At 59.5% G+C, this 21792-nt stretch carries 20 protein-coding genes and 1 tRNA gene; 6 read left to right on the top strand and 15 right to left on the bottom strand.

The window, feature by feature from the left end; genetic code table 11:
• The first annotated feature begins 71 nt into the window (after positions 1-71).
• Positions 72-536 carry a DUF3455 domain-containing protein gene (locus tag V9T28_RS06640; protein WP_199500289.1) on the top strand — a complete coding sequence of 155 codons (465 nt, stop codon included), beginning with the start codon at positions 72-74 and terminating at the stop codon, positions 534-536.
• 32 nt (positions 537-568) lie between these two features.
• Here V9T28_RS06640 and V9T28_RS06635 read toward each other — a convergent pair whose 3' ends face one another.
• Positions 569-2170: a purple acid phosphatase family protein gene (locus tag V9T28_RS06635; protein ID WP_210210431.1), complete on the bottom strand. Its 1602-nt coding sequence runs from the start codon at positions 2168-2170 to the stop codon at positions 569-571.
• Positions 2171-2642: 472 nt separating this feature from the next.
• On the opposite strand from V9T28_RS06635, the gene V9T28_RS06630 reads away from it, so the two are divergent.
• A complete protein-coding gene (locus tag V9T28_RS06630) occupies positions 2643-3272 on the top strand; it encodes a sulfotransferase family protein (RefSeq protein ID WP_116402690.1) in 630 nt (209 codons plus the stop codon).
• Positions 3273-3334: 62 nt separating this feature from the next.
• Here the strand turns inward: V9T28_RS06630 and V9T28_RS06625 are convergent, their stop codons facing one another.
• The 3 genes from V9T28_RS06625 to V9T28_RS06615 all read right to left on the bottom strand — a co-directional run bounded on the left by V9T28_RS06625 (position 3335) and on the right by V9T28_RS06615 (position 5502).
• Positions 3335-3802 carry an SAM-dependent methyltransferase gene (locus tag V9T28_RS06625; RefSeq protein WP_116402691.1) on the bottom strand — a complete coding sequence of 156 codons (468 nt, stop codon included), beginning with the start codon at positions 3800-3802 and terminating at the stop codon, positions 3335-3337.
• A complete protein-coding gene (locus V9T28_RS06620; RefSeq protein WP_116402692.1) occupies positions 3802-4737 on the bottom strand; it encodes a pyridoxal-phosphate dependent enzyme in 936 nt (311 codons plus the stop codon). The genes V9T28_RS06625 and V9T28_RS06620 overlap by 1 nt, the downstream gene beginning before the upstream one ends.
• 81 nt (positions 4738-4818) lie before the next feature.
• Positions 4819-5502 carry an O-methyltransferase gene (locus V9T28_RS06615; protein WP_116402693.1) on the bottom strand — a complete coding sequence of 228 codons (684 nt, stop codon included), beginning with the start codon at positions 5500-5502 and terminating at the stop codon, positions 4819-4821.
• A gap of 485 nt (positions 5503-5987) precedes the next feature.
• Here V9T28_RS06615 and opgC point away from each other — a divergent pair, with 485 nt between their 5' ends.
• On the top strand, positions 5988-6305 hold the full coding sequence (gene opgC / locus V9T28_RS06610; protein WP_245424250.1) for an OpgC domain-containing protein: 318 nt from the start codon (positions 5988-5990) through the stop codon (positions 6303-6305).
• Between the two features lie 24 nt (positions 6306-6329).
• Here opgC and V9T28_RS06605 read toward each other — a convergent pair whose 3' ends face one another.
• The 11 genes from V9T28_RS06605 to V9T28_RS06555 all read right to left on the bottom strand — a co-directional run bounded on the left by V9T28_RS06605 (position 6330) and on the right by V9T28_RS06555 (position 18744).
• Positions 6330-6872 (bottom strand): arsenate reductase ArsC, encoded by a 543-nt coding sequence (locus tag V9T28_RS06605; protein WP_116402694.1) that lies wholly within the window; start codon positions 6870-6872, stop codon positions 6330-6332.
• Between the two features lie 309 nt (positions 6873-7181).
• Positions 7182-7257: transfer RNA gene (locus V9T28_RS06600), tRNA-Lys, on the bottom strand.
• Positions 7258-7372: 115 nt separating this feature from the next.
• Entirely contained in the window at positions 7373-8137 is a 765-nt protein-coding gene (locus tag V9T28_RS06595) for a Crp/Fnr family transcriptional regulator (protein WP_158554905.1), read from the bottom strand.
• Positions 8138-8374: 237 nt separating this feature from the next.
• Positions 8375-9073 carry a helix-turn-helix transcriptional regulator gene (locus tag V9T28_RS06590; RefSeq protein WP_158554906.1) on the bottom strand — a complete coding sequence of 233 codons (699 nt, stop codon included), beginning with the start codon at positions 9071-9073 and terminating at the stop codon, positions 8375-8377.
• A gap of 782 nt (positions 9074-9855) precedes the next feature.
• On the bottom strand, positions 9856-10080 hold the full coding sequence (locus V9T28_RS06585; RefSeq protein WP_147306522.1) for a hypothetical protein: 225 nt from the start codon (positions 10078-10080) through the stop codon (positions 9856-9858).
• A 217-nt stretch (positions 10081-10297) separates the two neighbouring features.
• Positions 10298-11035, bottom strand: coding sequence for a TfuA-like protein (locus tag V9T28_RS06580; protein ID WP_158554907.1), 738 nt, complete (start codon positions 11033-11035; stop codon positions 10298-10300).
• Positions 11026-12285, bottom strand: a complete 1260-nt coding sequence (locus tag V9T28_RS06575) for a YcaO-like family protein (protein WP_116402699.1) — start codon at positions 12283-12285, stop codon at positions 11026-11028. Before V9T28_RS06575 ends, V9T28_RS06580 begins: the two co-directional genes overlap by 10 nt.
• A 101-nt stretch (positions 12286-12386) precedes the next feature.
• Positions 12387-12650 carry a hypothetical protein gene (locus V9T28_RS06570; RefSeq protein ID WP_147306523.1) on the bottom strand — a complete coding sequence of 88 codons (264 nt, stop codon included), beginning with the start codon at positions 12648-12650 and terminating at the stop codon, positions 12387-12389.
• A gap of 194 nt (positions 12651-12844) precedes the next feature.
• Positions 12845-14578 carry an adenylate/guanylate cyclase domain-containing protein gene (locus V9T28_RS06565; RefSeq protein ID WP_245424253.1) on the bottom strand — a complete coding sequence of 578 codons (1734 nt, stop codon included), beginning with the start codon at positions 14576-14578 and terminating at the stop codon, positions 12845-12847.
• Positions 14579-15055: 477 nt separating this feature from the next.
• Positions 15056-16885, bottom strand: coding sequence for an adenylate/guanylate cyclase domain-containing protein (locus tag V9T28_RS06560; RefSeq protein WP_116402702.1), 1830 nt, complete (start codon positions 16883-16885; stop codon positions 15056-15058).
• Positions 16886-17178: 293 nt separating this feature from the next.
• Positions 17179-18744 carry a 2-isopropylmalate synthase gene (locus V9T28_RS06555; RefSeq protein WP_116402703.1) on the bottom strand — a complete coding sequence of 522 codons (1566 nt, stop codon included), beginning with the start codon at positions 18742-18744 and terminating at the stop codon, positions 17179-17181.
• Here V9T28_RS06555 and V9T28_RS06550 point away from each other — a divergent pair.
• The 3 genes from V9T28_RS06550 (at position 18670) to V9T28_RS06540 (ending at position 21788) form a co-directional block, all read left to right on the top strand.
• The gene (locus V9T28_RS06550; protein ID WP_339071837.1) at positions 18670-20187 is read left to right on the top strand and encodes a YjgN family protein; all 1518 of its coding nucleotides are present in this window, start codon (positions 18670-18672) and stop codon (positions 20185-20187) included. The genes V9T28_RS06555 and V9T28_RS06550 overlap by 75 nt on opposite strands.
• Before the next feature lie 24 nt (positions 20188-20211).
• A complete protein-coding gene (locus V9T28_RS06545; protein WP_116402705.1) occupies positions 20212-21303 on the top strand; it encodes a M48 family metallopeptidase in 1092 nt (363 codons plus the stop codon).
• 146 nt (positions 21304-21449) lie between these two features.
• Positions 21450-21788, top strand: a complete 339-nt coding sequence (locus tag V9T28_RS06540) for a hypothetical protein (RefSeq protein ID WP_116402732.1) — start codon at positions 21450-21452, stop codon at positions 21786-21788.
• Positions 21789-21792 lie beyond the last annotated feature (4 nt).

Below are 21792 nucleotides of genomic sequence, written 5' to 3'. Positions count from 1 at the left end.
ATTCGATGAGGTCACTACATATGCTTAAGATACGACTCATCGCACTAGGCGTCGCAGCAATTGCTTGTTGTATGCTCGCGCTACCGGCTACCGCGCAGGATGCTTCTTCCGCCAGCGCGCTTGACGTTCCCGACACGCATGTCGTGGCGTCGCTCGAAGCGAGCGGCGTGCAAATATACGAATGTCGACAGAAAAGTGACGGCACGTTGCAATGGGCGCTGAAAGCGCCGGATGCGAATCTGTATGACGATGCGGGCGCACTCGTCGCGCACCATTTCGAGGGACCGTCGTGGCGCGCGAACGACGGGAGTCAGATCGCGGGAAGCGTGCTTCGGCAAGCGCCCAGCGGCACGCCGAATAGCATCCCGCAACTGTTGCTCGCCGCCAAAAGCGTCGGCGCGAAGGGCGTGCTTTCGGACGTTCAGTACATCCAGCGCCTCGCTACCGTCGGCGGCGTCGCACCCGCTCGCGCTTGCACGAGCGTCGGCGAAGAGGGGCGTGCCCCCTACCTTGCGCGATACGTGTTTCTGCGCTGAGCGTGCCGCGCAGGGAGAAGGGATTGTCTCGATCAATCCCGGCGGGACTTACGCAGGGTGAAGGTTTCAAATGGCGAAATCTGCCCGTCCGAACCGATGACGTCGTAATAAGTGACCTTGATCGACGTGTCGCCGCTAGGTTGTGAGCCGGGATCGAGAACGAAGTTCGCGAAGCCATAGGCATGCGCGGCGTTGCGCACCGCCGACCATGGCGCATCTTCCTTCACGAAGATCGATCTGAGCTTGCCCGTATCGGGATTGCGCTCGCCAACCCCGGTCACGACGCGAGCAGCCGGCGGATCGAAGAACAGGTCGTGCGAAGGAACCGACGTTCCGCCGCCGCCGATCAGCATGTGCACGGTGCCCTTGCTCGTATCGATCACGTCCTTATCGGTCGAGACGGGGATGGGCGTAAGAGTCGCGTTCTGCTGCTGTCCGCGAATGGGGTGCGAGCGCTCGTAATGATGCTCATGCCCGCACACGACCAAGTCGACGCCATATTTGTCGAACAACGGCGCCCATTCTTGGCGCACGCCCAAATCGGCCCCGTTGAAATAATCGACCGTCGAAATGACGACCTGGTGCATGCACACGATGATCCAGTCGATATCGCGGTTCGCCTGCGCCGCGGCGAGTTCCTTTTCCAACCACGCTTTTTGCGCGCCCTTCGAATAGCCGCGCACATAGGAATCGCCGCCGTCCTGATAGCAGACATCGTCATTGTGGAGGCTGATCACCCGCACGGAGCCGGCCGTGAAGGCATACCAGAGGCCGCGCGTCGTCTCATTCTGGCCCTCGACAGGCGGCAGCGAAAAATACGTCTGGTACGCCGAATAGCCGATCGGCCCGTTGCCGCGCTCGTTCTCATGGTTGCCCGGGCACGGCATCCACGGACGGTTGCGCGCGCTGCGGCTGTTGTTGTGCCAAAAATCCCACCAGTTCCGAACACGGTCCTCGGCGAGATTGGCGTAGACCAGATCGCCATTGAACAGATGGAACAAGGGCCGCTGACGCTCGACGCCCATGGTCGTGTCGCCGGCGGCGGGCGAGCCCAGATTGTCGTTCACGAAGGTCCGCTTGAGCTTGTCCGGGGGAGCATGCTGCGCCGGCACTTCCTTGGTGAGACCCGGTGTGCCCTGATCGCCAAAGCTTGTAAAGCTGAGCGGCGCGCGGCCGCGGGGTGCAGTGCGGAAGCTGCCGAATTCGGGCTCGGCACCATCATGCAGAGCGGCATAGAGATAAGAGGCATCCGGCTTCAAATCGCCGATTTTCGCGTGATAGGCGGAGACGCTCTTCTGCGATTTTCCGTCCACGTAAGTGGCCTCCGTCGCCTCAACGATCCGCTCCAACCGGCCGTCGAGTTGGCCCACCAAAACACGCGCATTCTTGACGGCTTGCTGCGTGTGCCAGGACACGACCATTTCGGAAGACGCATCCGCGCCGAATTGCAGGTGCAGTCCGGCAACCATGGGCGTCGCCACAGGATCCAGAGGCTTGGACATGAGGTCGGACGGCTTTGCCTCCTTTGCCTCTTCCGCTTGCGATGGCGAAGCCGAGAGCAACGCCGCTCCCGTGATTCCCGCAGCGGCCAGGAGCTTCCGGCGGCTGAGTTCGAGGCTGGGCTGTTCGTTCATATGTGTCATTTCGCGCACACCATTTCCCATGGACCACAATGGGCGATGCATCCCAAAGCAAGGTGACAGTATGATGTCGGGAAGATGCGGCGAGCCGCCCCAATCCATCTAATGCCGGGACTGAACACCTAGGCTTCCGCAGCCCGCCCAAATGCCTGTCGCCTTTCGCCCATTCGACAGGGCGATGAGCATACATCCTACGGGCGAATTGACCACCTCAGCTGCCCGGGTCCATCCTATTCTCGATGCTCTAGGCTTATCGGCACATCTCTCCTAAGGCATCCTTAGACCCACCTTATCCCGCGGCCTCTTTGGTCGCGGGTTTTTCTCGGCCTGCACCCGACCTCCGCCTCGTCCCGACGGCAAGAGCGCACAGCACTATCCCAATGTCCAACTGCACAAGGCGCGCCGTCAGGCAGATGCTCTTCTCAAAATGAGGCAGCGGGAAACACCGCATCGAGGGGAGGGTTGCATGCTCGAGGTGATTGGGCCCGGCTTTGGCCGGACAGGAACGATGTCGCTCAAGGCGGCGCTTGAAATTCTCGGTCTCGGCCCCTGCCATCATATGGACGAGGTCTTCAAAAATCCCCATCAGGTGCCTTATTGGCAGGCGCTCGCCGCTGGCGAGCCGGTCGTATGGGACGATGTGTTTTCGGGATATCGCGCCCAGGTGGATTGGCCCGGCGCGCATCCCTGGCGCGACCTCGCGGCGGCTTATCCGAAAGCCAAAGTTGTCCTGACCGTGCGGCCGGAAGAGGCGTGGTGGAAGAGTTTTTCTTCGACCATCGCAGCGCTCGCAACCGCACCGGAGCGCGACCGTCTGCCGCCCCACATCAAGGCCATGGGCGATGTCGTCTTTGAATTCATCATGAAGCAGACCTTCGGATGTCCGCTCTCCGATCATGACGGGGCGCTACGCGCCTATCGCCAACGCATCGACGACGTTCGGAGCGCCATCGCACCGGACCGGCTGCTGGTGTTCGACGTGCGCGAGGGTTGGGCTCCGCTCTGCCGCTTCCTCGACAAGCCTGTACCGGGCGTTCCATTTCCCCGCACGAATTCGCAAGAGGAGTTCTGGCAACTGGTGCGCGGAGGGCCGTGAAAAGCACCTGCCGGTCCAAGGCGAGGCTGCCCCTGAGCGCATGCCCGGAACCGCGACCGGCCCTACCAGTAATTTTGCATCAATTCCGTTGCCCATGTCGGCTCGATCACCTCGCCGCGCGGCAGAAAGCTTCGCATGCATGGTTTGATGTCAAGAACAGGTGTCCCATCGATTGCATCCAGACCGTGCACGACAATGGATAGACCCTCCACCCCAACGAGCTTTGCGGCAGTTACCCCAAGCCGATTAGGCCGACCCTTGGCCCGTTGGGCGAATATGCCGACCTTCGGCCAGTCCGATCTTCCACGCGGGTGGCGTGCGCCTTGGACAATTTCGGGATCCTCGACACGATGGAAGTAATAGACAACTTCGATGTGGGAAAACGCGTCCAGCCCCTGGCACGCATCGGCTTGGAAAAGCGCCGGATCGAGTTCGATCCAGCTTTCGACACTGTCCCAATTATCATCGATAGGGTCCGTGCGGCTTGATCGCACATAGCCGATTGGTGTCAGAGAAATAGTCTTGGTCATCACGCCACCAATTCTTTGGAAGCAATTTCTTTCCAGCTTTGGAGCTGTGTGAGAGATGCGGTAACGCCGCCACAGACAATGAACAGAACGCGTTCATAAGATGCCAAAAGGTCCGCGTGCGAATAGGCGAGTGCCAGTGTCGCGCCACAAGCCGGTTCCACCAGCACACGATGATCGTCAAGGAATCGCATGCATGCGTCGACGGCGGCTCGGTCGCTGACGACAATGCTTTCTATCCTGTGGGTTTGAGTGAGTTCGAAGGCGCGGGCACAGACTTTCTTTGCCCCAAGCGTCGTTGCAAGGCTCGTGATCGCCGGCAATTCGATCAGCTTGCCGGCTTCGATCGCTGCGGCGAGCGAGGCCGCGCCTTGGGTCTCCACCGCAAGAATTGGCACGTCTGTAAGGCCGTTCCGCGCGAGCCCTTCGGCAACGCCGCAAAGAAGGCCGCCGCCTCCGACCGAAAGCGCAACGGCGTCGAAGGCGGCCCCTGCCCTGACGACCTCATCGATCATCGTCGCATGCCCGTTCCAGAGTGCCGGATCGTCGAAGGGGTGAATGAGCACCGCATCATCGCCAACGGAAGCGAGCGCACGCTCGTTCGTCTCCTGCCACGAGGCCCCGTGAACGAAGAGTTCGGCGCCTTCCTGACGAATCAACGCTTTCGCGCGCTCGGATGCCGTTTCCGGCACATAAACCGAGACCGGAATGGCGAGACGCCGGCCTGCATAGGCCACGGCGACGCCGGCATTGCCACCGGAAGACGACACGAAACGTCGCTTGCCATTGCGGGCGTGATGTTCGCAAGCCAAGCCGATACCCCGTATCTTGAAAGAGCCGGCCGGCTGCAGCGCGTCCATCTTGAGCCAAATGCCTCGGCCGGTCATAAGACCTAACGGGCGCGAGTCGAGAAGCGGGGTATCGATGTGAAGGGTCATTTTATCTCAATTTCATGTTTTTACGGCCGCTACAGCCATTGGTAAAATTCCCGAAGCCTTCGAGACACCGCAGCGCTCGCTTCATTTCGCCTCGACAATGGCGAGCGCAAAGCCGTCCCATCCCTTCTCGCCAACGGTTTGAATGGCGGTCGAGCTGAGCCGAGGCTCTTCGGCCATCATGCGGAGACATTCGCGAACGCCCCTTATGGTGGCGTCCTCGCTCGCCGCGTCGATCACCGCGCCGCCGCGCACGACATTGTCCAGGACAATGACGGTTCCGGGTTTGGCCAAGCGCAGCGCCCACTGCAAGTAATATGGGTTGTTCGGCTTGTCGGCGTCGATGAAAATCAAGTCGAACGGGCCTTCGAGAGAAGGCAAGACATCGAGGGCCGCGCCGACACGAATGTCAACGCGATCCGCAAGGCCGGCGCGGGCGATATTGGCGTGGGCAATCTTCGCGTGCTGCTCCTTCGCCTCGATCGTCACGATCCGCCCGTCGGCCGGTAAGGCGCGCGCCATCCATATGGTGCTGTATCCGCCGAGCGTTCCGATTTCCAGCACGCGCGATGCCTTCGCCATCTTGATGAACAAGGCAAGCATCTTGCCTTGCGTCGCCGTCACATCCTGGACGGGAAGGCCGGCATCGGCATTTGCAGCAAGTGCGGCGTTCAGATCAGCGTCCGACGGCGCCAACATGTCGGCGAAGTAGCCATCGACAGCCGACCACTCTTGAGCATCGGCGGCGGGATAATCAGGCACGCGCATTTGACCTTAACCTTCCATTTTGAGTCGCTGTGCATAGCCCTCTTAGCTTAACTCGCTCTAAATGCCTGAGCGTGACAATTATATGGTTTGCCACAGGCAGCGCGTTCAGCCGGATTTATGAGAAGGGCGTCAAAGCCGGGCCACTGCCCTCCACCTTCGGCCATATTGTCATGTAGTGGAACACACGCTCTAATGGAATACCGGATGGGCGTTCCGACACGACTCATGACGGATTTTCATAGCTCGTTTGGATCCTCGGGCACCGCCGACGGACCTTTGCGAGGGCGTCAAGAGCCGAGACGGAGGGACCTCGTTACGAGATATGCTCGCGAAGTCCCGCAGGCAGCTTCGTCAATCAAACACACAAAGACGAAACTCGAAGCACACCGTCTTGCGATCGCATGGGGGATACGATGCAAGCTTCAGTTCTTAGTTTCAGGGCCGCCATTCTCATGGTTCTTGGGGGGATGCTGTGGGGCATCCAAATGGGTATAAGTGGTGATCATTCCACCTTCCCCGCCCATGCGCACCTCAATCTGCTCGGTTGGGTGTCGCTCTTCCTTTTCGGCATCTACTACCATTTGCACCCGGCAACGGATCGCGATCGTTGGGCATGCGTCCAGGTCTGGATCTGGATCGTGGCGACGGTCATTCTCACGATTGGCGTCGCCATGGTCCATTCGGGGCGGGAGGGCGGCGACCCAATTGCCGCCATCGGCTCACTCATTGTTTTCGCGGACATGCTGCTGTTCGGATGGCTTGTCATTCGATCGAGCCCAAGCGAATCCGGGTCTGCCCGTTAGATCGCAGCGCTCATATTGCGACGATTAGCTTGGGCTGTCTCGGCCCGAAGTAGTGCCCTCGCTCAGGCCTATTTCCTGCAACCTCGGGCCCAACACAGATTTGTCCAGAGCAGCGATCGGAAGGGCGATGAATGCCGAAATGCGGTTTCTGAGATATCGCAATGTAGTGACGAAGGCCGCCTCCTTTTCGATATCCGTGCCGTCGACGCGGGCCGGGTCTTCAATACCCCAGTGCGCTGATACGGGCTGGCCGGGCCAAACGGGGCAACTCTCTTCGGCTGCATCGTCGCAAACGGTGAAAACGAAATCCATCTTCGGCGCAGCCGGCGTTGCAAATTCATCCCAGCTCTTGGAGCGAAAACCCTCAACCGGATAGCCCGCATGCTCAAGCGTCTTGAGCGCGATGGGATTGACCTTCCTATTTGGATTGCTACCGGCGGAGTGCGCCTTGAACCTGCCGGCTCCGTCTTTGTTCAGGATGCTTTCAGCCATGATCGAGCGGGCTGAATTTCCCATGCATAGGAACAGCACGTTGTAGACATGCTCTGGCTCTGAGGATTCGGACATGGGCGGCTTCCTTCTGCGAATCGTTGCAGTTTGAAAGGGTCGCAACCGCCGGAACATCCCCGTCCAGAGGGCCGAACAGAGATGGCTGGAAGGCGGCCATTCCAAGGAGCCTTAGCTTGCCCCAAGGGGGCTGGGGTCCACAAGCCCTCCGAGCCCCCAACGGGGCCAAGCGATAAGGCTGAAAAGAAAGAGGCAATGGTGAGCTGTGGCGCCGGACACCGGCACTCAATCAAAGTTGCGAAATGTCGCCACGGCGAACAAATCACTTAATTCAATATCTAAGATATCTGCGTAAGTCTTTGATTTAAATGGTGGGTGATGTAGGGCTCGAACCTACGACCCGCTGATTAAGAGTCAGCTGCTCTACCAACTGAGCTAATCACCCGCCGAAAAAGAACGCGCCGTCAGCCGGCGCGTGCGGGAGCGATGTAGCAAAGCTGTCATCTCGTGTCCAGGGTCTAATGAAGTTTTTTTTGCGTGCCCGGTTATAGGCTCAAAACTCACGAATTCTCGGCATATTGCTGCAGCGCCGCCATGTTGTGCACGTACAGACCGCCCTTGTAGGTCTCCACCCAGCCGCGGCGGACCCACTCCTGGATTTGCTTATTGGTCGATTCGCGCGACAGGCCGGTCATCTGGCCGAGCTCTTTTTGCGTGACGTCGACCACCGAAACGTGGCTGTTGCGCTTGGGCATCGCGAGGCGAATGATCACCTGCGCCAGATTCACGCGCATGTCGCGCAAAAGTACGTTTTCGGCCTGTTCGCTGGTCCGGCGGATACGGCCGCACAGAACCTCCATCAGCGACAGGGCAACATCCGGGTTCTGCCGCACGAAGGGCACGAAGTCGCGCCGCTCAAGGATGAGGATCTCGCTCTCCTGCATGGTCACGGCGTCGGCCGTGCGTGGCCGGCCGTCAAGCAGCGATATTTCACCGAACAACTCGCCCGGCTGAATCACATTCAGCATGACTTCCTTGCCGTCGGGCGACTGGCTGCAGATCTTCACCCGGCCGCTCACCACGGCGAGCAGGCTCGCACCCTTGTCGCCCTTGGAGAAAATCAGCGTATTGGCCGGAAAGAATTGCAGGCGCGCATAGTGAGCGAGTCGGGCCAATTCCACATCGGTCAGAAACGCGAACAGCGGATGCCGCGCGAGCACCTCGCGCTTCAACTGCATGCGATGGCCAGCACCACCTGCGCCGGAGGTCTCGTCACCCGATGCGGGCGCGCTCTCCAAGCGTTGTGTCGGATAGTGGCCGCTCATCATCGCCTCCATTGCGGACAAACGTTCAAAACAAGACTCCTGAGAGTCCAAACAATGGCGGGAAACAGACAAAGGAGAAAAGGCTCTTTTCTTCCCCTCCTTGCCACATTTTATATACCATTATCTGGGTAGTCACAACGTTCCGGAACGTTATGCGTGCACATATTGCACACAATAATTACGGGTATTCGGAGGGATTCGCAACGCGTTCGCGCCCGAGAATCCGCGGTTCTTAACTCAAATTTCCGGTTCCAAAGCGTCTGCATCCCGTACCTCTTCCTCACCATACGAGGCGAGAACGACCTGCGTGCGGTTGTAGACATTCAGTTTGCGCATCATATTGCGCAAGTGAACCTTGATCGTGCTCTGTGAAATATTCAATTCGTGCGCGATCACCTTGTTCGGTTTGCCGAGCTTGAGCTGCGTGAGCACATCACGCTCGCGCTGGGTAAGGTCGATCAGCAACGGCGACGAGGGCCGGCGCTCAAGGCGGGGCGCGGCCGCCGGCGCGGCGGACGGAGCCTTAGCCAGCTTCGAAGGGTTGACCGTATGCAGGAATGTACCGCCCATCAGCACGAGTTGCACGGCCGCCACCATGATCGGAAAGCCGAGCGATGCCACGATCCAGCCGCGCGGCCGGTGACGGACGATAATGTCCGTCATCGCATCATCGGCCGTATCGGTGAGAAAGATCAGCGGTATGCTCTTGGCCTGCACGCATGCGTCGCCGACCATCCGCTCGAACTGGGCGATGTCCATCGTGCGGCTCATCAGGCTGACGATCAGTACTTTCGGATTGAGTTGATGCACCGCATCAAAATCGCGGGCCGCATGGGTCGCAAGGTTCGGGATGGCCTCCTTCAGGGCGTGAACCAGAATATCCCCGATCAGCGCACGCTCCTCGAGGATGACGACGCCAGACTCTGAGATATCCATGGGGATTGCAGAGTTCTTCATCGATCTTTGCGACCTCGGCTAACGGGATGCGAACACATGATTCACGTCATCCTCCACTGCCTCGTCCCGCGGCGGCCTGTCCCCTCGCCCGCGGACCGAATGTCTCAGCCATTTTAACCGCTGCACCACACGCTAGCACACATATCCAAATCGCCGACAGTTCGATTCGTTCGCGCAAACGGGTTTTGTGCGCATATCCTGCGGCCCCATTCTCTTCCGCCGCCGGGGCACATTGTTTGCATGCCGCCAGGACAATCGAAAGAGACATGTGCGGATCGGCAAATATGCACACGCGACGACTCTTGATGCGGGTCGAATGTAACGCCACTCCCACATCCCCTAATGTGAAATATATCACATAGTCGACCGATGCACAGTTGAAAGAACGCTTTTATCCAGCACCTTTATCGCAAAAACCTCATGCACAGTGCCCGTTCGCGTGAAAATTAATTTGGAAACGCGAGAGGTTCAATATTTCGAGCGCAGGTGTGGAATGAAACCGCTCCCCCGATAGCCTTCAGGACAATCGCATTTGAAAATGACGCGGCCCAAAGTTGGTCGTCGGCGCCAGGCCGTCGAAGGGAGGTTGAAACGAGGTGATCCTTGAGAATTCTATGGGCTAAAGACAGACTGCCGACTGCCCTAAACCACGCAGAAACACTCTATTTCTGCCCAACCCTCCATGTAATATATTGAATAATAATATCTATTCGCCCTATTAGTTTGTTCTCAAGAAATTTTCATATGCCTCCCCATCGTTCTCATGCAGGTCCCGCCGTCAGCCGATATTCGATGGTTTTGACATTGAAGTCGAGGAGAGGTTTTTGCTCCCTCGCGCGATCGATCCTGCCCTCGAAGGTCTCCACCCCGGCATGTGTCGCCTCCGCCTGACGGGCATCTCGCGCGCGCCCGTCCGTTAACTCATGCATTTGTAATTCCTTGGTAAAATTAATGTTCACTATATGTTCTTTTTCCAGATTTGTCAAATTTCACGCCGCTGCGCTCCCGGGCAACCGCGTGTGAAAATCCAGCACGGGTTCGGGTGGCGGCGCCGCAAAAAGAGTGATTTCTCATGCGGAACGAGAGTGAAAACAGAGCGGAATCGAAAGTGACCTCCGATTTCCCGATCTCGTCCACTTGGACTTCCGGTTGTGTGCTGGATTCGTCAATACGTCCAAATGCCATCGCCTCCTGGGCGGCCCGTCATGCGGAATCGGATGCGCCGACCCGCCGCCGCAGGATTTCCCAAAATTGCGTATGGGCGAAGTCGAAGGCCGGCGCCGGGGGTCTGTCCACCCCCTTGTGTGCCAACAGAGCAGCGACGAGTTGCAGCGCATCGGCACGTTTCACATCGACCTTATGCTGTGGCAGCCATTGCAGGAATGCCGCGGCTCGGACAGGTTCCGCTCCTTGCGCCTGCCAGGCGGCACAGGCGGCTTCCCAGGTGCGCTCCTTGTAAAAGAGGTCTGCCGCGCAAGCGAGCAAGCCATCAGCCCCACCCTGCTCCAGCACGCCAGCCGCCACCGCCCGCGCCAGCGTGGCTCGGATGTTCACCAGCGCCTCGGACAAAAGCACATAATTCGTTTCCGGCGGGCCATGCTGCACCGCAACTTCATCGTCGCGATCGATGACGCCGTCGCGGTAGAGCGCGAACACTTGGCCGAGCCCAATCATACCGAAGGCGGCACATTCGGCCGCGCGCAGCGCCCCCATGCTCGCCGCGCCATAGACCGCAACGCCCTGCCGCAACGCCCACAGGATTTCCTTGTGCCAGACGGAAGGCCGCGTCTCGAAATAGCCGTCGATGAGACCGATGGCCTCCGGCCGCTCGCCACAGGCGCGCAAAAGATCGCCGCAGGCCGCCGGCGGCCGAAACACGATGCGCCCGTCGGTCTCGGGCGCAGCGCCAAGGCTTGGCCCGGCAAAGACGATCATTGCCATTGGCGCATCCATTTGCTTGCTCGTCGCCCCGGGCGATAGCCGGGCCAATCATGGGGCCCTTCGAGATCGGGCGCGACCATGCGCACACACGGAATGCCGATATCGGGATCGGTCAGATCAAAGGCAATCAAGGTTTTGATGCCGGCTTTCACCAGGCGCGCCATGACGAGGTGTAAGTCTTCGCCGATGGACAACGTGTCGAAGGACTTGCTCTGAATGGGGCGCGTCCCGTCGGCCGCCCGCATGGGCGGGCGCGCGAGCAAACTGCCAATATTGCCGCTCCAGCCGAAGGTGGCGTAATCGGATGGCGTGATGTCGTCCCTGGCGCCCGAAATGATCGTGAGCCGCGTCTGCGCCGCTTCGCTCAAGGCCCGGCACAGTGCGACGGCAACCGACGGGTGGCAGCCGCTGCCAAAAAACCGTCCGAGATACGGCGGCGAACAGTCCTCATCGTCGATCGCGCACAGAAACGCCGGCACGCCGATGTCGGAGGTGATTTCCCAAACCTCGACGCGCATGCCGGATCTGGCGTATTTGTCGAGATAGAGATGAACGTGCGGATCGTCGCTCGCGCTCGGATCGATCCGCGTTGCCGCGCGGTGGGCGGACGGCGATCGGCGCCAAAGGAAGTGGGCATCGCGCTCGATCAATTCGCACAAGGCATGCAGCGCGGCCTCGTCAAACGTGTTTCCCGTCGCCACGCCGTTGGAACTCGGCAGGAAATATCCGTAGCCAGACCGATGCGGCCGCGTGTAGTCGCAACTCACGATTTCTTCAGGGACAAGAACCTCCCCGCCCGAGACCATGTCGATGCCGCGCCGCCAGTCGAGCGGCGTGACATAGGCGCGCGATTTGAGCAGCAAGCGTCGGGGCATCACAGTGCGGTGGCCGGCAAGATCCCTCGGGACATAACCGCGGCAATCCGGGCGCGCGCGTTCGAAGCAATGATATTCCATCGCCTCCATCAGCCCGGAGACCTTGGCATGTAGGAGGGATATGCCCTTCCCCTGCTGAACGTCGAGGCTGACGGAATTGGGCCGGATGACCGCGATCGTGGGAATGCCGAGATAATCGAGATTGGTGACATCGGCGACGCGCGTCACCCCCATCAAACGCAAAAAGGGCCGGATGTTTTGGTAGGATGTTTCCGGGTCAAGAACACGGTGCGTGGCGCTCCGGTGCGCCTTGAGCGAAAGCCTTTCCCCCGGCGCGAAAATGCTGTTGAAGACACGGCGCAACGGAAACGTCATTCGTTACTGCCAAAATTCCCCAACTTCGTGCCTAGCACCGACCGGCCCCACGGGCGCCGAGTAGACACCGAATCTCCCGACGCTCTTTAGTACAAGGTTTATTAGGGCGCTGGAGGTGGTAACTGGTTGCCTTTTGTGACGGTCTCGACAAAAGCCGCCTCTGCTTGGTTCTTCTGGTCTTCAGCAAACGCAAACACCGCATCAACAGCGGCTTTATGCTTGCCCTTCTCCAGATCCTTTCTACGATAATTCATTTCGAGATGCTCTTTGGAGATCGCGTAGACTGTACCATTCTTGGCCCGCACCAGGAGATAAGTATCGCTCCAAAGATCCTTTTCTGAAGCACTAGTCGTCGATTTAGCCATAGCTTCCCCCTTAAAGGAATACACCCCAATTTTCGAAGAAATAGATCCGCCGCTGACAATGGCATAGAAAATAAGAATGTAAAGCAACCGGATAAAACCCCAGAGCACATCCCCCAAACATTCCGAATTGATACACCGCCTCTTGTCACGCAAGAGATTCAGCAACTGCAAATTTGAACAAAGCGGTGAGCATCCTATTCGGGAAGACCTGCGCTCCGTAGGCAGTGCTCGATGATCGCCTCTTGCTGGGGGCCAGCGAACGGCGTTCTCCCCTTAAAGCCGGAAATTGTGAAGCTCGGATGGTCTTTCAGGAGCGCCTTCGCTGCGTCCACCACCTGATCATTTCGATTAAGTTTCACTAGAGCGAAGATTTTAAGGAGTGCCATCACCTCCAGGGACCGTCTATCCGGAAGAGTTTCTTCTGCGTAGGCCAAAGCTTGCTCATAATCGCCGACAAACAAACTTGCCATGCCATGAGTTAGGATCACCACGAATTTCGCGTCACTTGCAAGGTATAGCGACCTTGCCCGTTCAGCGCACTTGATCGCCTCCAAATAATTACCTGCATAGACATTGACCATGCCGCGCCTTGCCCAAGCCAGTCCGGAATTGGGATTTTGCTCAACGGCATGTCGCATGATATCCAAAGCGCGCGCACTGTCCCGTCCAAAAACGGCGATACAATGTGCTGCATAGCATAACGCCTCGGCATCATGAGATTCAATCTCGATCACACGATTGGCGTAGTTAAGCGCACGCTGGGTCGTCGCATCATCAAGCACACTCCATCCATTATCTCGGATCGCACCGAGGCAATTAGCAGCGTGCGCAAGAGCCGGCGCATAATTTGGGTCCAGCTCGATCGAGCGTTCGAGAAGCGCGAACGCTTTGGAAAACGATTCATACGTCAGTACACTCCGCAATTCGAGCGCTCTCAAATAACAGTCGTACGCATCCAGGTTCTCCACCGGCGTCCGCTTCGCCCGCTCGATCTCGGCCGCCCGCACCCGCGGCTCGATCGAAGTGACGATGCGCTGCGTCACCTGGTCCTGCAGCGCGAAAATTTCCGCCATCTGGCCGTCGAAATAATCCGCCCACAAATGCGCGCCGGTGCTGGTGTCGATCAACTGCGCGGTGATGCGCACGCGGTTGCCGGCGCGGCGCACGCTGCCTTCCACCACGTAGCGCACGTTCAGCGCGCGGCCGACGTCGCGCAAGTCGACCGCCCTGCCTTTGTAAATGAAGGAGACGTTGCGCGGCAGGACGGACAGGTTGCGGAAGCGGCTCAGAGCCCCGATGATGTCCTCGACGATGCCGTCGGCGAAATAGGATTGCTGCGGATCGCTGCTCATGTTGTCGAAAGGCAGAACGGCGATCGACAGGCGTTGCGCGAAATCGGTGGGACGGCGCACTTGTGCGAGGCCCTTCCGGCCTTCGGCCGTCTCGGCGGCAAACGGCTGCTCCGGCAGTTCGGCGATTCGCGCCGGCGGCAGTGCGAAAAGGCGCAGGCTGCGCGTGATATTACGCAAGTGCAATTCGCCCAGATCGTCGAAGATGACGGCAAGGTTGTGCCGCACCTGCTCATGGACGGCCTGCGAGAGCACGATTCCACCGGGCGCCGAAAAACTCTCCAGCCGCGCGGCAATATTCACGCCATCGCCGTAAATATCGTCCGCGTCGACGATGATGTCGCCGACATGCACGCCGATGCGGAACGCCAGCGGCGTCTCTCGCGCCGCTTCGCGCACCATGCCGCGTTGAATCGTGATTGCGGCCATGACGGCATCGAGCGAGTTCGGAAATTCGGCCAGAAAGCCGTCGCCAGTATATTTGACGATGCGACCCTGGTTCTGCCGGATCGTCGGCTTGATGAGCACGTCGCGCAAGGCGCGGGTCGCAAGATGCGTGCCCGCCTCATCACGTTCCATCAATCGTGTATAGCCGACCATATCGATTGCCAGAACCGCCGCGAGGCGCCTGACCAACCGGTCAACTTCCAGGATTGCCTTCGCCGCTCCCATTTTCGATACGCCCCAACGACGGACAAAAAATTTTTGCTCATGTGTGAAAAAATTCACATATGCGGCATAGTGCCAAGAGTGTGTGCAAGTGCGCAAGCGCCACCCGCATCAAAACGAGGACTTTCGACGGTTTTTTTATTTTTCGGCAGCAATAATGTTTGATTACAAACAAATAGTCGCCCCAGGTCGATCATTTGTAGCGAGATGGTTGTTTCCGAATGTGCGAAACGGCACAAGCCATACAGGAGCGCGGGCGTCCCGCCCGCAAAAGCTATCCCGGCACACAGGCGTGGCGCGGTAAGAATGCGGGCGGGAGGCCCGCAGACCCAATGCCCCCGTAGCACGCCCCCCCACTTCAAGCGCTTGCGTACCGCCGTTCCAGCTTTACATCGGGATTCCGGCCGCCAGCAGCGCCCGTCCGACCGTATCCCAGCGCGCTTCGGTCGCAAGGTAGCTCGCGCGGTTGCGCCACTTCGAGATCGTGAAATCTGGCAGCCGCTCGAGCATCTCGCGGCCGAAGCCGCGCGCCTCGCTCAATTTGCCTTGCTCGACCAAAGCCGAGATCAAGATGCGATAGGCCATTTCTGAGCCCGCCTTCCGGCGCAAAGCCAAACGCGCGTCGTGCTCGGCTTCCGCAAATTGCTTCAAGAAGAAATGGGCATAGCCTTTCGCGCTATGCGCAATAAACAGCAGCGGGTCGTGCGGGCTGAGTGCGATAGCAAGATCGGCTTGGCGCAGTGCATCGCCATATTCGCCCTGATAGACCGACATCATGGCGTAACGGATCCATCCTTCAGCATAATTGGGATTGATGCGCGTGGCAGAATCGATCAGCCGGACCGCGAACTGATAGTCGCCAGTAAACGCAATCGTCGCATGTCCGGCGAGACACAGAACGACGGGATTATCCGGGTCCAAACGTATCGCTTGTCGGCAAAGGTCTAAGGCCAGGGCCTTTTCCGCCTCGGTCAGTTGCCGCCAACCTTGATCCTGCATGCTTTGAAAGCACGTCGCCTTGAGGGCGAGCGCCGGACCAAAATTAGGCAGAAGTTCCAGAGAGCGGTTGACCATTTCAAGGCATTTTTCCGTCGCTGCCTTGGTAAACGCCTCACGATAGGCGACGGCGCGCAGATAGTAATCGTAGGCGGTCAGGCTTTCGACCGGCTTGCGCTTGGCCCGCGCTATCTCGACGGCGCGCACGCGCGGCTCCACCGACGTCACGATGCGCTGGGTAACCTTGTCCTGCAGGGCGAATACGTCTTCGAGATCGCCGTCGAAATGATCGAACCATATCGGCGCGCCGCTGCGCGCATCGACCAATTGTGCGGTGATGCGCAGGAAATTGTCGACTCGACGCATGCCGCCCTTGACGACATAGCGCACGTTCAAATCGCGGCCCGCCTCGCGCGCGTCCACGGCGCGGCCCTTGTAGGCAAACGACGAGTTGCGTGCGATGACGAAGAGATTGCGAAAACGCGACAGCGCGGTGATGATGTCCTCGACGATACCGTCGGCAAAATAGGCCTGCTCGGAATCGCCGCTCTCGTTTTCGAATGGCAGAACGGCGATCGAGAGGCGCTGGGCGAAATCGGAGGGGCGGCTGACCTGGGCGACGCCCTGACGGCCTTCCGCCGTCTCGCGTCCGAATGGTTCACGCGGCAGCGCCGCGATCCGGTGTTGCGGCAAGGCAAAGGCGCGGATCTCCCGCGAGATGTTCTTCACCTGCAGCGTGCCGAGATCGTCGAAGACGACGCTCAGATTGTGATGCACCTGGTCGTAGACCGTTTGCGAGAGCGCGATGCCGCCCGGTTCCGCAATGCCCTCGAGCCGCGCGGCAATGTTGACGCCGTCGCCGTAGATGTCTTCTGGCTCGACGATGATTTCGCCGACGTTCACGCCGATGCGCAAGATGAACCCGTCGCCGTCCTGACGATCCTCGACCATGCGGCGCTGGATGTGGATGGCGGCCATCATCGCGTCGAGCGCGCTGGGAAATTCGGCGAGGAACCGGTCGCCCGTATATTTCACCATGCGGCCGTGCTGCGCTTGTATGGAAGGGTCGATCAGCGACAGGCGTAAGGATTTCATCGCGAGATGGGTTCCGGCCTCATCGCGCTCCATCAATTGCGAATAGCCGAACACGTCGATGGCGAAAACAGCCGCCGGCCGCCGCACCAATTGATCAGACCATGCAAAACCATTCGCCGCATCCACGACCTAGGTATCCCCAAAATGCCGCCGCTATGTGAGCCAACGAACGCGCGGCGCATTGTGCATAACATTTGTTTGCGCGGGCAACTCATTCGCCGCCCAGCCCGCGCCATATGGCCGCATGAGCCAAAGTTTTGCCACGAAAATGACCTCGCCTTGGCCATAAGGACTAATTGAAACTAGGTAGACCAAGCTTGTGGCCTCGCACGGGCAGGCAGCCGAACGGCGAGGCGAATTCCGATTCAGCGACAATGAATTCCGCGCGCTGCAGCGTCCAATCGCATCGCGCCACCGGCTTACGCCGGAATCTGCTGGTCCGGTTTGGTCTTGCCGCGCTTCATCATCAGCTTGTTGAGGCTGGAAAGATAAGCGCGCGCCGAAGCGACGAGCGTATCCGGATCCGCTCCTTTGCCGGTCACCGACTTGCCGTCGGCGGTGAGGCGCACCGAGACTTCCGCCTGAGCGTCGGTGCCTTCGGTCACCGCGTGCACCTGGAAGAGTTCGAGCACCGCCTCGTGTGGCACGAGCTTGTGGATCGCGTTGAAGATCGCGTCCACGGGGCCATTGCCGGTTGCCTGCGTCGTTTGATGGCTGCCGCCGATGTCGAGCGTCAGCGTCGCCGATTGCGGTCCCATCGTGCCAGCAATGACGGTCAGCGCCACGACCTTGATGCGATCCTGCGAATTGACGATTTCCTCGTCAACCAGAGCCTCAATGTCCTCGTCGTAGACATGCTTCTTGCGGTCGGCCAGGTCCTTGAAGCGGTTGAACGCGTCTTCCAGCGCATTGTCGCCGAGTTCGTAGCCGAGATCCTTCAGCTTGGCGCGGAAAGCGGCGCGGCCGGAATGCTTGCCCATCACCAGCGAGGTTTTCGTGACCCCGACCGATTCCGGCGTCATGATCTCGTAAGTCTGCGCGTTCTTCAGCATGCCGTCCTGGTGAATGCCGCTCTCATGGGCAAAAGCGTTCTTGCCGACGATCGCTTTATTATACTGCACCGGGAAATTGGTCACGGCGGCGACGAGCTTCGAGGCGCGGGTCAGCATCGGCGTGACGATCTCGCTCTCGAAGGGCAGCACATCTCCGCGCACCCTCATCGCCATCACGATCTCTTCCAGCGCCGCATTGCCGGCGCGCTCGCCGATGCCGTTGATCGTGCATTCGATCTGCCGCGCACCGCCCTTCACGCCCGCAAGTGAGTTTGCAACCGCAAGGCCCAAATCGTTGTGACAATGAACCGAGAAAACCGCCTTGTCGGCATTCGGCACGCGGTTCCGGACCATCTTGAACAAGGCCTCATATTCCTCCGGCACCGCATAGCCGACCGTATCGGGGATATTGATCGTGGTGGCGCCGGCCCTGATCGCGGTCTCGACGCAGCGGCAGAGATAATCGTGCTCGGTGCGGGTGCCGTCCTCGGCCGACCATTCCACATCCTCGACCCAATTGCGGGCGCGGGTCACGGTGGCCGCAATCATTTCCAGCACCTGCTCGGGGCTCTTCTGCAATTTGAATTTCATATGCAGCGGCGAGGTGGAGATGAACGTGTGGATGCGGGCGCGATGGGCGTGCTTCACCGCCTCGCCGCAGCGGTCGATGTCCTTGAAAGCGGCGCGGGCGAGGCCGGCGACGGTCGCGCGCTTCACCCGACGGGCGATTTCTGACACCGCCTCGAAATCCCCATCCGACGCGATCGGAAACCCCGCCTCGATGATGTCCACGCCGATATTGTCGAGCAGTTCGGCGACTTCGAGCTTTTCCTCGAAGGTCATGGTCGCGCCGGGACATTGCTCGCCATCGCGCAAAGTGGTGTCGAAAATGAGTACGCGGTCTTTCGGGGAGGTAGAAACTGTCTGGCTCATGCAATCCTCAGCGGAGGTCTTACAAAACGAAAATTTCGCTTATTTAGCCGAATTTCACCGCCTGTAGCAACCAGAGCGCTGCTTTTCCGGCGCCGCCAAAGCGTTCAGGCCCTTTTCCTGCGCCACCATTCATGTCAAGATTTTGCCACATTTCATCCTGTTTTTAGGAATTGTCGCACGATGAACGAACAGACGCCCGTTTTTTCTCCTGCTGCCGAGCCGGGCGCGCGCTCGGGGCGCATTGATTTTTCCGGCCAAGGCGGGGATTTCTTTTCGCTCGCCGCGCGCGGCGCACTGTTGCAACTCGTAACCTTTGGTTTTTACCGCTTCTGGCTGACGACGCGCTGCCGACAATATTTATGGTCGCGCACGCGGCTCGACGGGGCGCATTTTGAATATGCCGGTACGGGGCGTGAATTGCTGATCGGCTTTCTCTTCGCCCTGGCCATCTTGGCGCCGGTCTATGTGCTCTATTCTTTGCTTACGATTGAAGCTCAGCGCTACAGTGCCTTCGCAGCTTTTCCGATGATCCTCTTTTTCTACCTCTTCGGGCAATTCGCGGTTTTCCGTGCCCGGCGCTACCGCCTCACCCGCACCATCTGGCGCGGCGTACGCTTCTGGATGACCGGCTCGGGCTGGACCTATGCGCTCAAAGCCCTTTTCTGGATGCTCCTCGTCGGCATCACGCTCGGCTTTGCCTATCCTTGGAGCCTCGCAGCACTTGAGCGATACAAGATAGGCCATACCCATTACGGCGATATGAACGGCGAATTTACCGGCAAAGGACTTACACTATTCAAAAAAACCTGGTGGATCGCTGCCATCTTCGCCTTGCTCATCGCGGCCTATTTCTACGTTATGATCCGGCTGGCAGTGGCCATCAACAGCGCGAATCTCGGGCACGCCCAGCCGCAAGATTTGCCGGGAGGTGGTTGGGCGGTCTTCGCTTTCGTCGCATTCGCCATCGCACTATTTGTTCTCTTGCCCGTCTATCAAGCTATCGAATGGCGCTGGTGGGCCTCCAATCTCCGTTTAGGCGATTTGCGCGTGAGGTCCGATTTGGGTAACGGCGCCTTTCTCGGGCTTTACGGCAAATTCATTGGCCTGCTCATTCTTCTGGGCGTCCTCTGGGGTATCGCCGCCAGCATAATATTCATCCCGCTCTTCAAATCGTTGATATTCGATTTGGCCGCTTCTGCGGGAGCGCCGCAATGGCGGGCCATTGCGGCTATCTACGCGGGAATGGTGGTGTTCTATGTGCCGTTCCTTCTCGCGCTCGGCGTCTTGCAGCGCTATTTCTTGCAATATGGATTCTGGCGGCGCTTCGTCGCTTCGATCAGCGTTGACAATCTGCAAGCCGCCGATCACGTCAAGGCCATGGGCTCGGCGGCAAGCGCGCTTGGCGAAGGGCTGGCCGATGGGCTCGATGTGGCCGGATTTTAAATCGCGAGCGGGCGCGGAACTGGCATGATCGAGCGCGAGCAAGAAGCAAGCGGCGTCTTTTACGACGGCGCGACATCGCAACGCCATCTCGTCGCCTTGCGCCTGAACGAGGGGCTCGAAATTCGCGCGGGCGACGACCTACTTGCGCTTTGGCCCCTCAGCGACCTGCGCCAGATCGAAGGCACGCATTCCACGATGCTGCGCAATGCGAGAGGGCCGGAACTCGCGCGGCTGGAGATAACCGACCCGGCTTTCGCCGCTCTCGTGGCCGCGCACAGCGCCAATCTGCACACCGAGGACTCGCACACCTGGCGTGTGATCACCAGGATCATTTTCTGGTCCCTCGCGGCAACCGTCTCGATTATTCTCATCGTTGTCTTCGGCCTTCCTCTGCTGGCCGACCGGCTCGCGCCGCTCATCCCCGTCTGGGCCGAACGGCAAATCGGCGAGGCGGCCGACAAACAAGTTCGGCTTATTTTCGGTCACAAGCTCTGCGCCGAGCCGCAGGGTGAGGCGGCTTTGCAGGACCTGGTCGGCAAATTGGAGCGGCAGATGCACCTTGACGTGCCTGTGCGCAGCGCTGTGCTAAACAGCAAAGTCGAAAATGCCTTCGCCCTTCCAGGCGGCAAGGTCTATGTGTTGAACGGCCTCCTGCAAGATGCGCAAACACCGGACGAGCTTGCCGGCGTGATCGCGCATGAGCTGGGCCATGTCGCCCATCGCGACGGCCTTAGGCGCATCATTCACGACGGCGGCACGTCCTATCTGTTCGGACTGTTGTTCGGCGACATGACCGGATCGTCGACCATGATCTTCATCACCCAGGGCCTTGTCGAAGCTTCTTATTCGCGCGATGCGGAAGCCGCTGCCGACGCCTATTCAATTGAGGCCATGAAAGGGCTTGGCCGCTCGCCCAAGGCGATGGGCGAATTGTTGGTGCGTATCATGCAGGGCAGAGACGAAACCACGCTCGCGATCTTCGCGAGCCATCCGCTCACCGCCGACCGGCTGGCTGCCATGGCCAAAGCCGAGGCTCCGGTTAGCGGGGACGAATTGCTCAACGAGGCGGAGTGGAACGCCTTGAAGGCGATCTGCGACGGGGCAGGCAAAGGCTGAGCGCAGCGGGAACGAGCAGGGAGTAGCGCCTACACTTTAGATAATGCCCCTCGCGCTGTCCCGCATGCCGCCGCCTCACGCGGCTGGACCGCACCGAATCTTATGCCATGCTGCCGCAATCGATTCCCGCGCCCCGGACCGACGCCATGACCCGTTTCTACCTCATCGCGCTCAGCGCTCTGACCCTCACCGCCTGCAATGCAACGGCGCCCGAACAGCAGACGCCCTCGGCGGCCGCCTATGCCAGCCGCAGCGTCACCGACCCGCATTTCAAACTGCCGGAGGGCGCGGGCTGCACTGGCGACATCGCCCGCTACCAGGCGGTGATGGACAATGATTACACCACCGGCAATGTCGGCCAGGGCGTCTACAAGCAGATCAATGGCGAGATCGCCCAGGCGCGCACCGCGTGCGCCAGCGGCAATGATACCGGCGCGCGTGCGATGATTGCGGCCAGCAAGAAGCGGCACGGGTATCCGGAGTAAGGCG

It is taken from the genome of Methylovirgula sp. 4M-Z18, assembly GCF_037890675.1.
Lineage (GTDB): Bacteria > Pseudomonadota > Alphaproteobacteria > Rhizobiales > Beijerinckiaceae > 4M-Z18.
This window is presented reverse-complemented; position numbering and strand designations above follow the sequence as displayed.

Coding starts and splice junctions, on each gene's coding strand:
- V9T28_RS06640 (WP_199500289.1), top strand. CDS start 72: ATGCTCGCGCTACCGGCTACCGCGCAGGATGCTTCTTCCGCCAGCGCG.
- V9T28_RS06635 (WP_210210431.1), bottom strand. CDS start 2,170: ATGAACGAACAGCCCAGCCTCGAACTCAGCCGCCGGAAGCTCCTGGCC.
- V9T28_RS06630 (WP_116402690.1), top strand. CDS start 2,643: ATGCTCGAGGTGATTGGGCCCGGCTTTGGCCGGACAGGAACGATGTCG.
- V9T28_RS06625 (WP_116402691.1), bottom strand. CDS start 3,802: ATGACCAAGACTATTTCTCTGACACCAATCGGCTATGTGCGATCAAGC.
- V9T28_RS06620 (WP_116402692.1), bottom strand. CDS start 4,737: ATGACCCTTCACATCGATACCCCGCTTCTCGACTCGCGCCCGTTAGGT.
- V9T28_RS06615 (WP_116402693.1), bottom strand. CDS start 5,502: ATGCGCGTGCCTGATTATCCCGCCGCCGATGCTCAAGAGTGGTCGGCT.
- opgC (WP_245424250.1), top strand. CDS start 5,988: ATGGGTATAAGTGGTGATCATTCCACCTTCCCCGCCCATGCGCACCTC.
- V9T28_RS06605 (WP_116402694.1), bottom strand. CDS start 6,872: ATGTCCGAATCCTCAGAGCCAGAGCATGTCTACAACGTGCTGTTCCTA.
- V9T28_RS06595 (WP_158554905.1), bottom strand. CDS start 8,137: ATGAGCGGCCACTATCCGACACAACGCTTGGAGAGCGCGCCCGCATCG.
- V9T28_RS06590 (WP_158554906.1), bottom strand. CDS start 9,073: ATGGATATCTCAGAGTCTGGCGTCGTCATCCTCGAGGAGCGTGCGCTG.
- V9T28_RS06580 (WP_158554907.1), bottom strand. CDS start 11,035: ATGGCAATGATCGTCTTTGCCGGGCCAAGCCTTGGCGCTGCGCCCGAG.
- V9T28_RS06575 (WP_116402699.1), bottom strand. CDS start 12,285: ATGACGTTTCCGTTGCGCCGTGTCTTCAACAGCATTTTCGCGCCGGGG.
- V9T28_RS06570 (WP_147306523.1), bottom strand. CDS start 12,650: ATGGCTAAATCGACGACTAGTGCTTCAGAAAAGGATCTTTGGAGCGAT.
- V9T28_RS06565 (WP_245424253.1), bottom strand. CDS start 14,578: ATGGAACGTGATGAGGCGGGCACGCATCTTGCGACCCGCGCCTTGCGC.
- V9T28_RS06555 (WP_116402703.1), bottom strand. CDS start 18,744: ATGAGCCAGACAGTTTCTACCTCCCCGAAAGACCGCGTACTCATTTTC.
- V9T28_RS06545 (WP_116402705.1), top strand. CDS start 20,212: ATGATCGAGCGCGAGCAAGAAGCAAGCGGCGTCTTTTACGACGGCGCG.
- V9T28_RS06540 (WP_116402732.1), top strand. CDS start 21,450: ATGACCCGTTTCTACCTCATCGCGCTCAGCGCTCTGACCCTCACCGCC.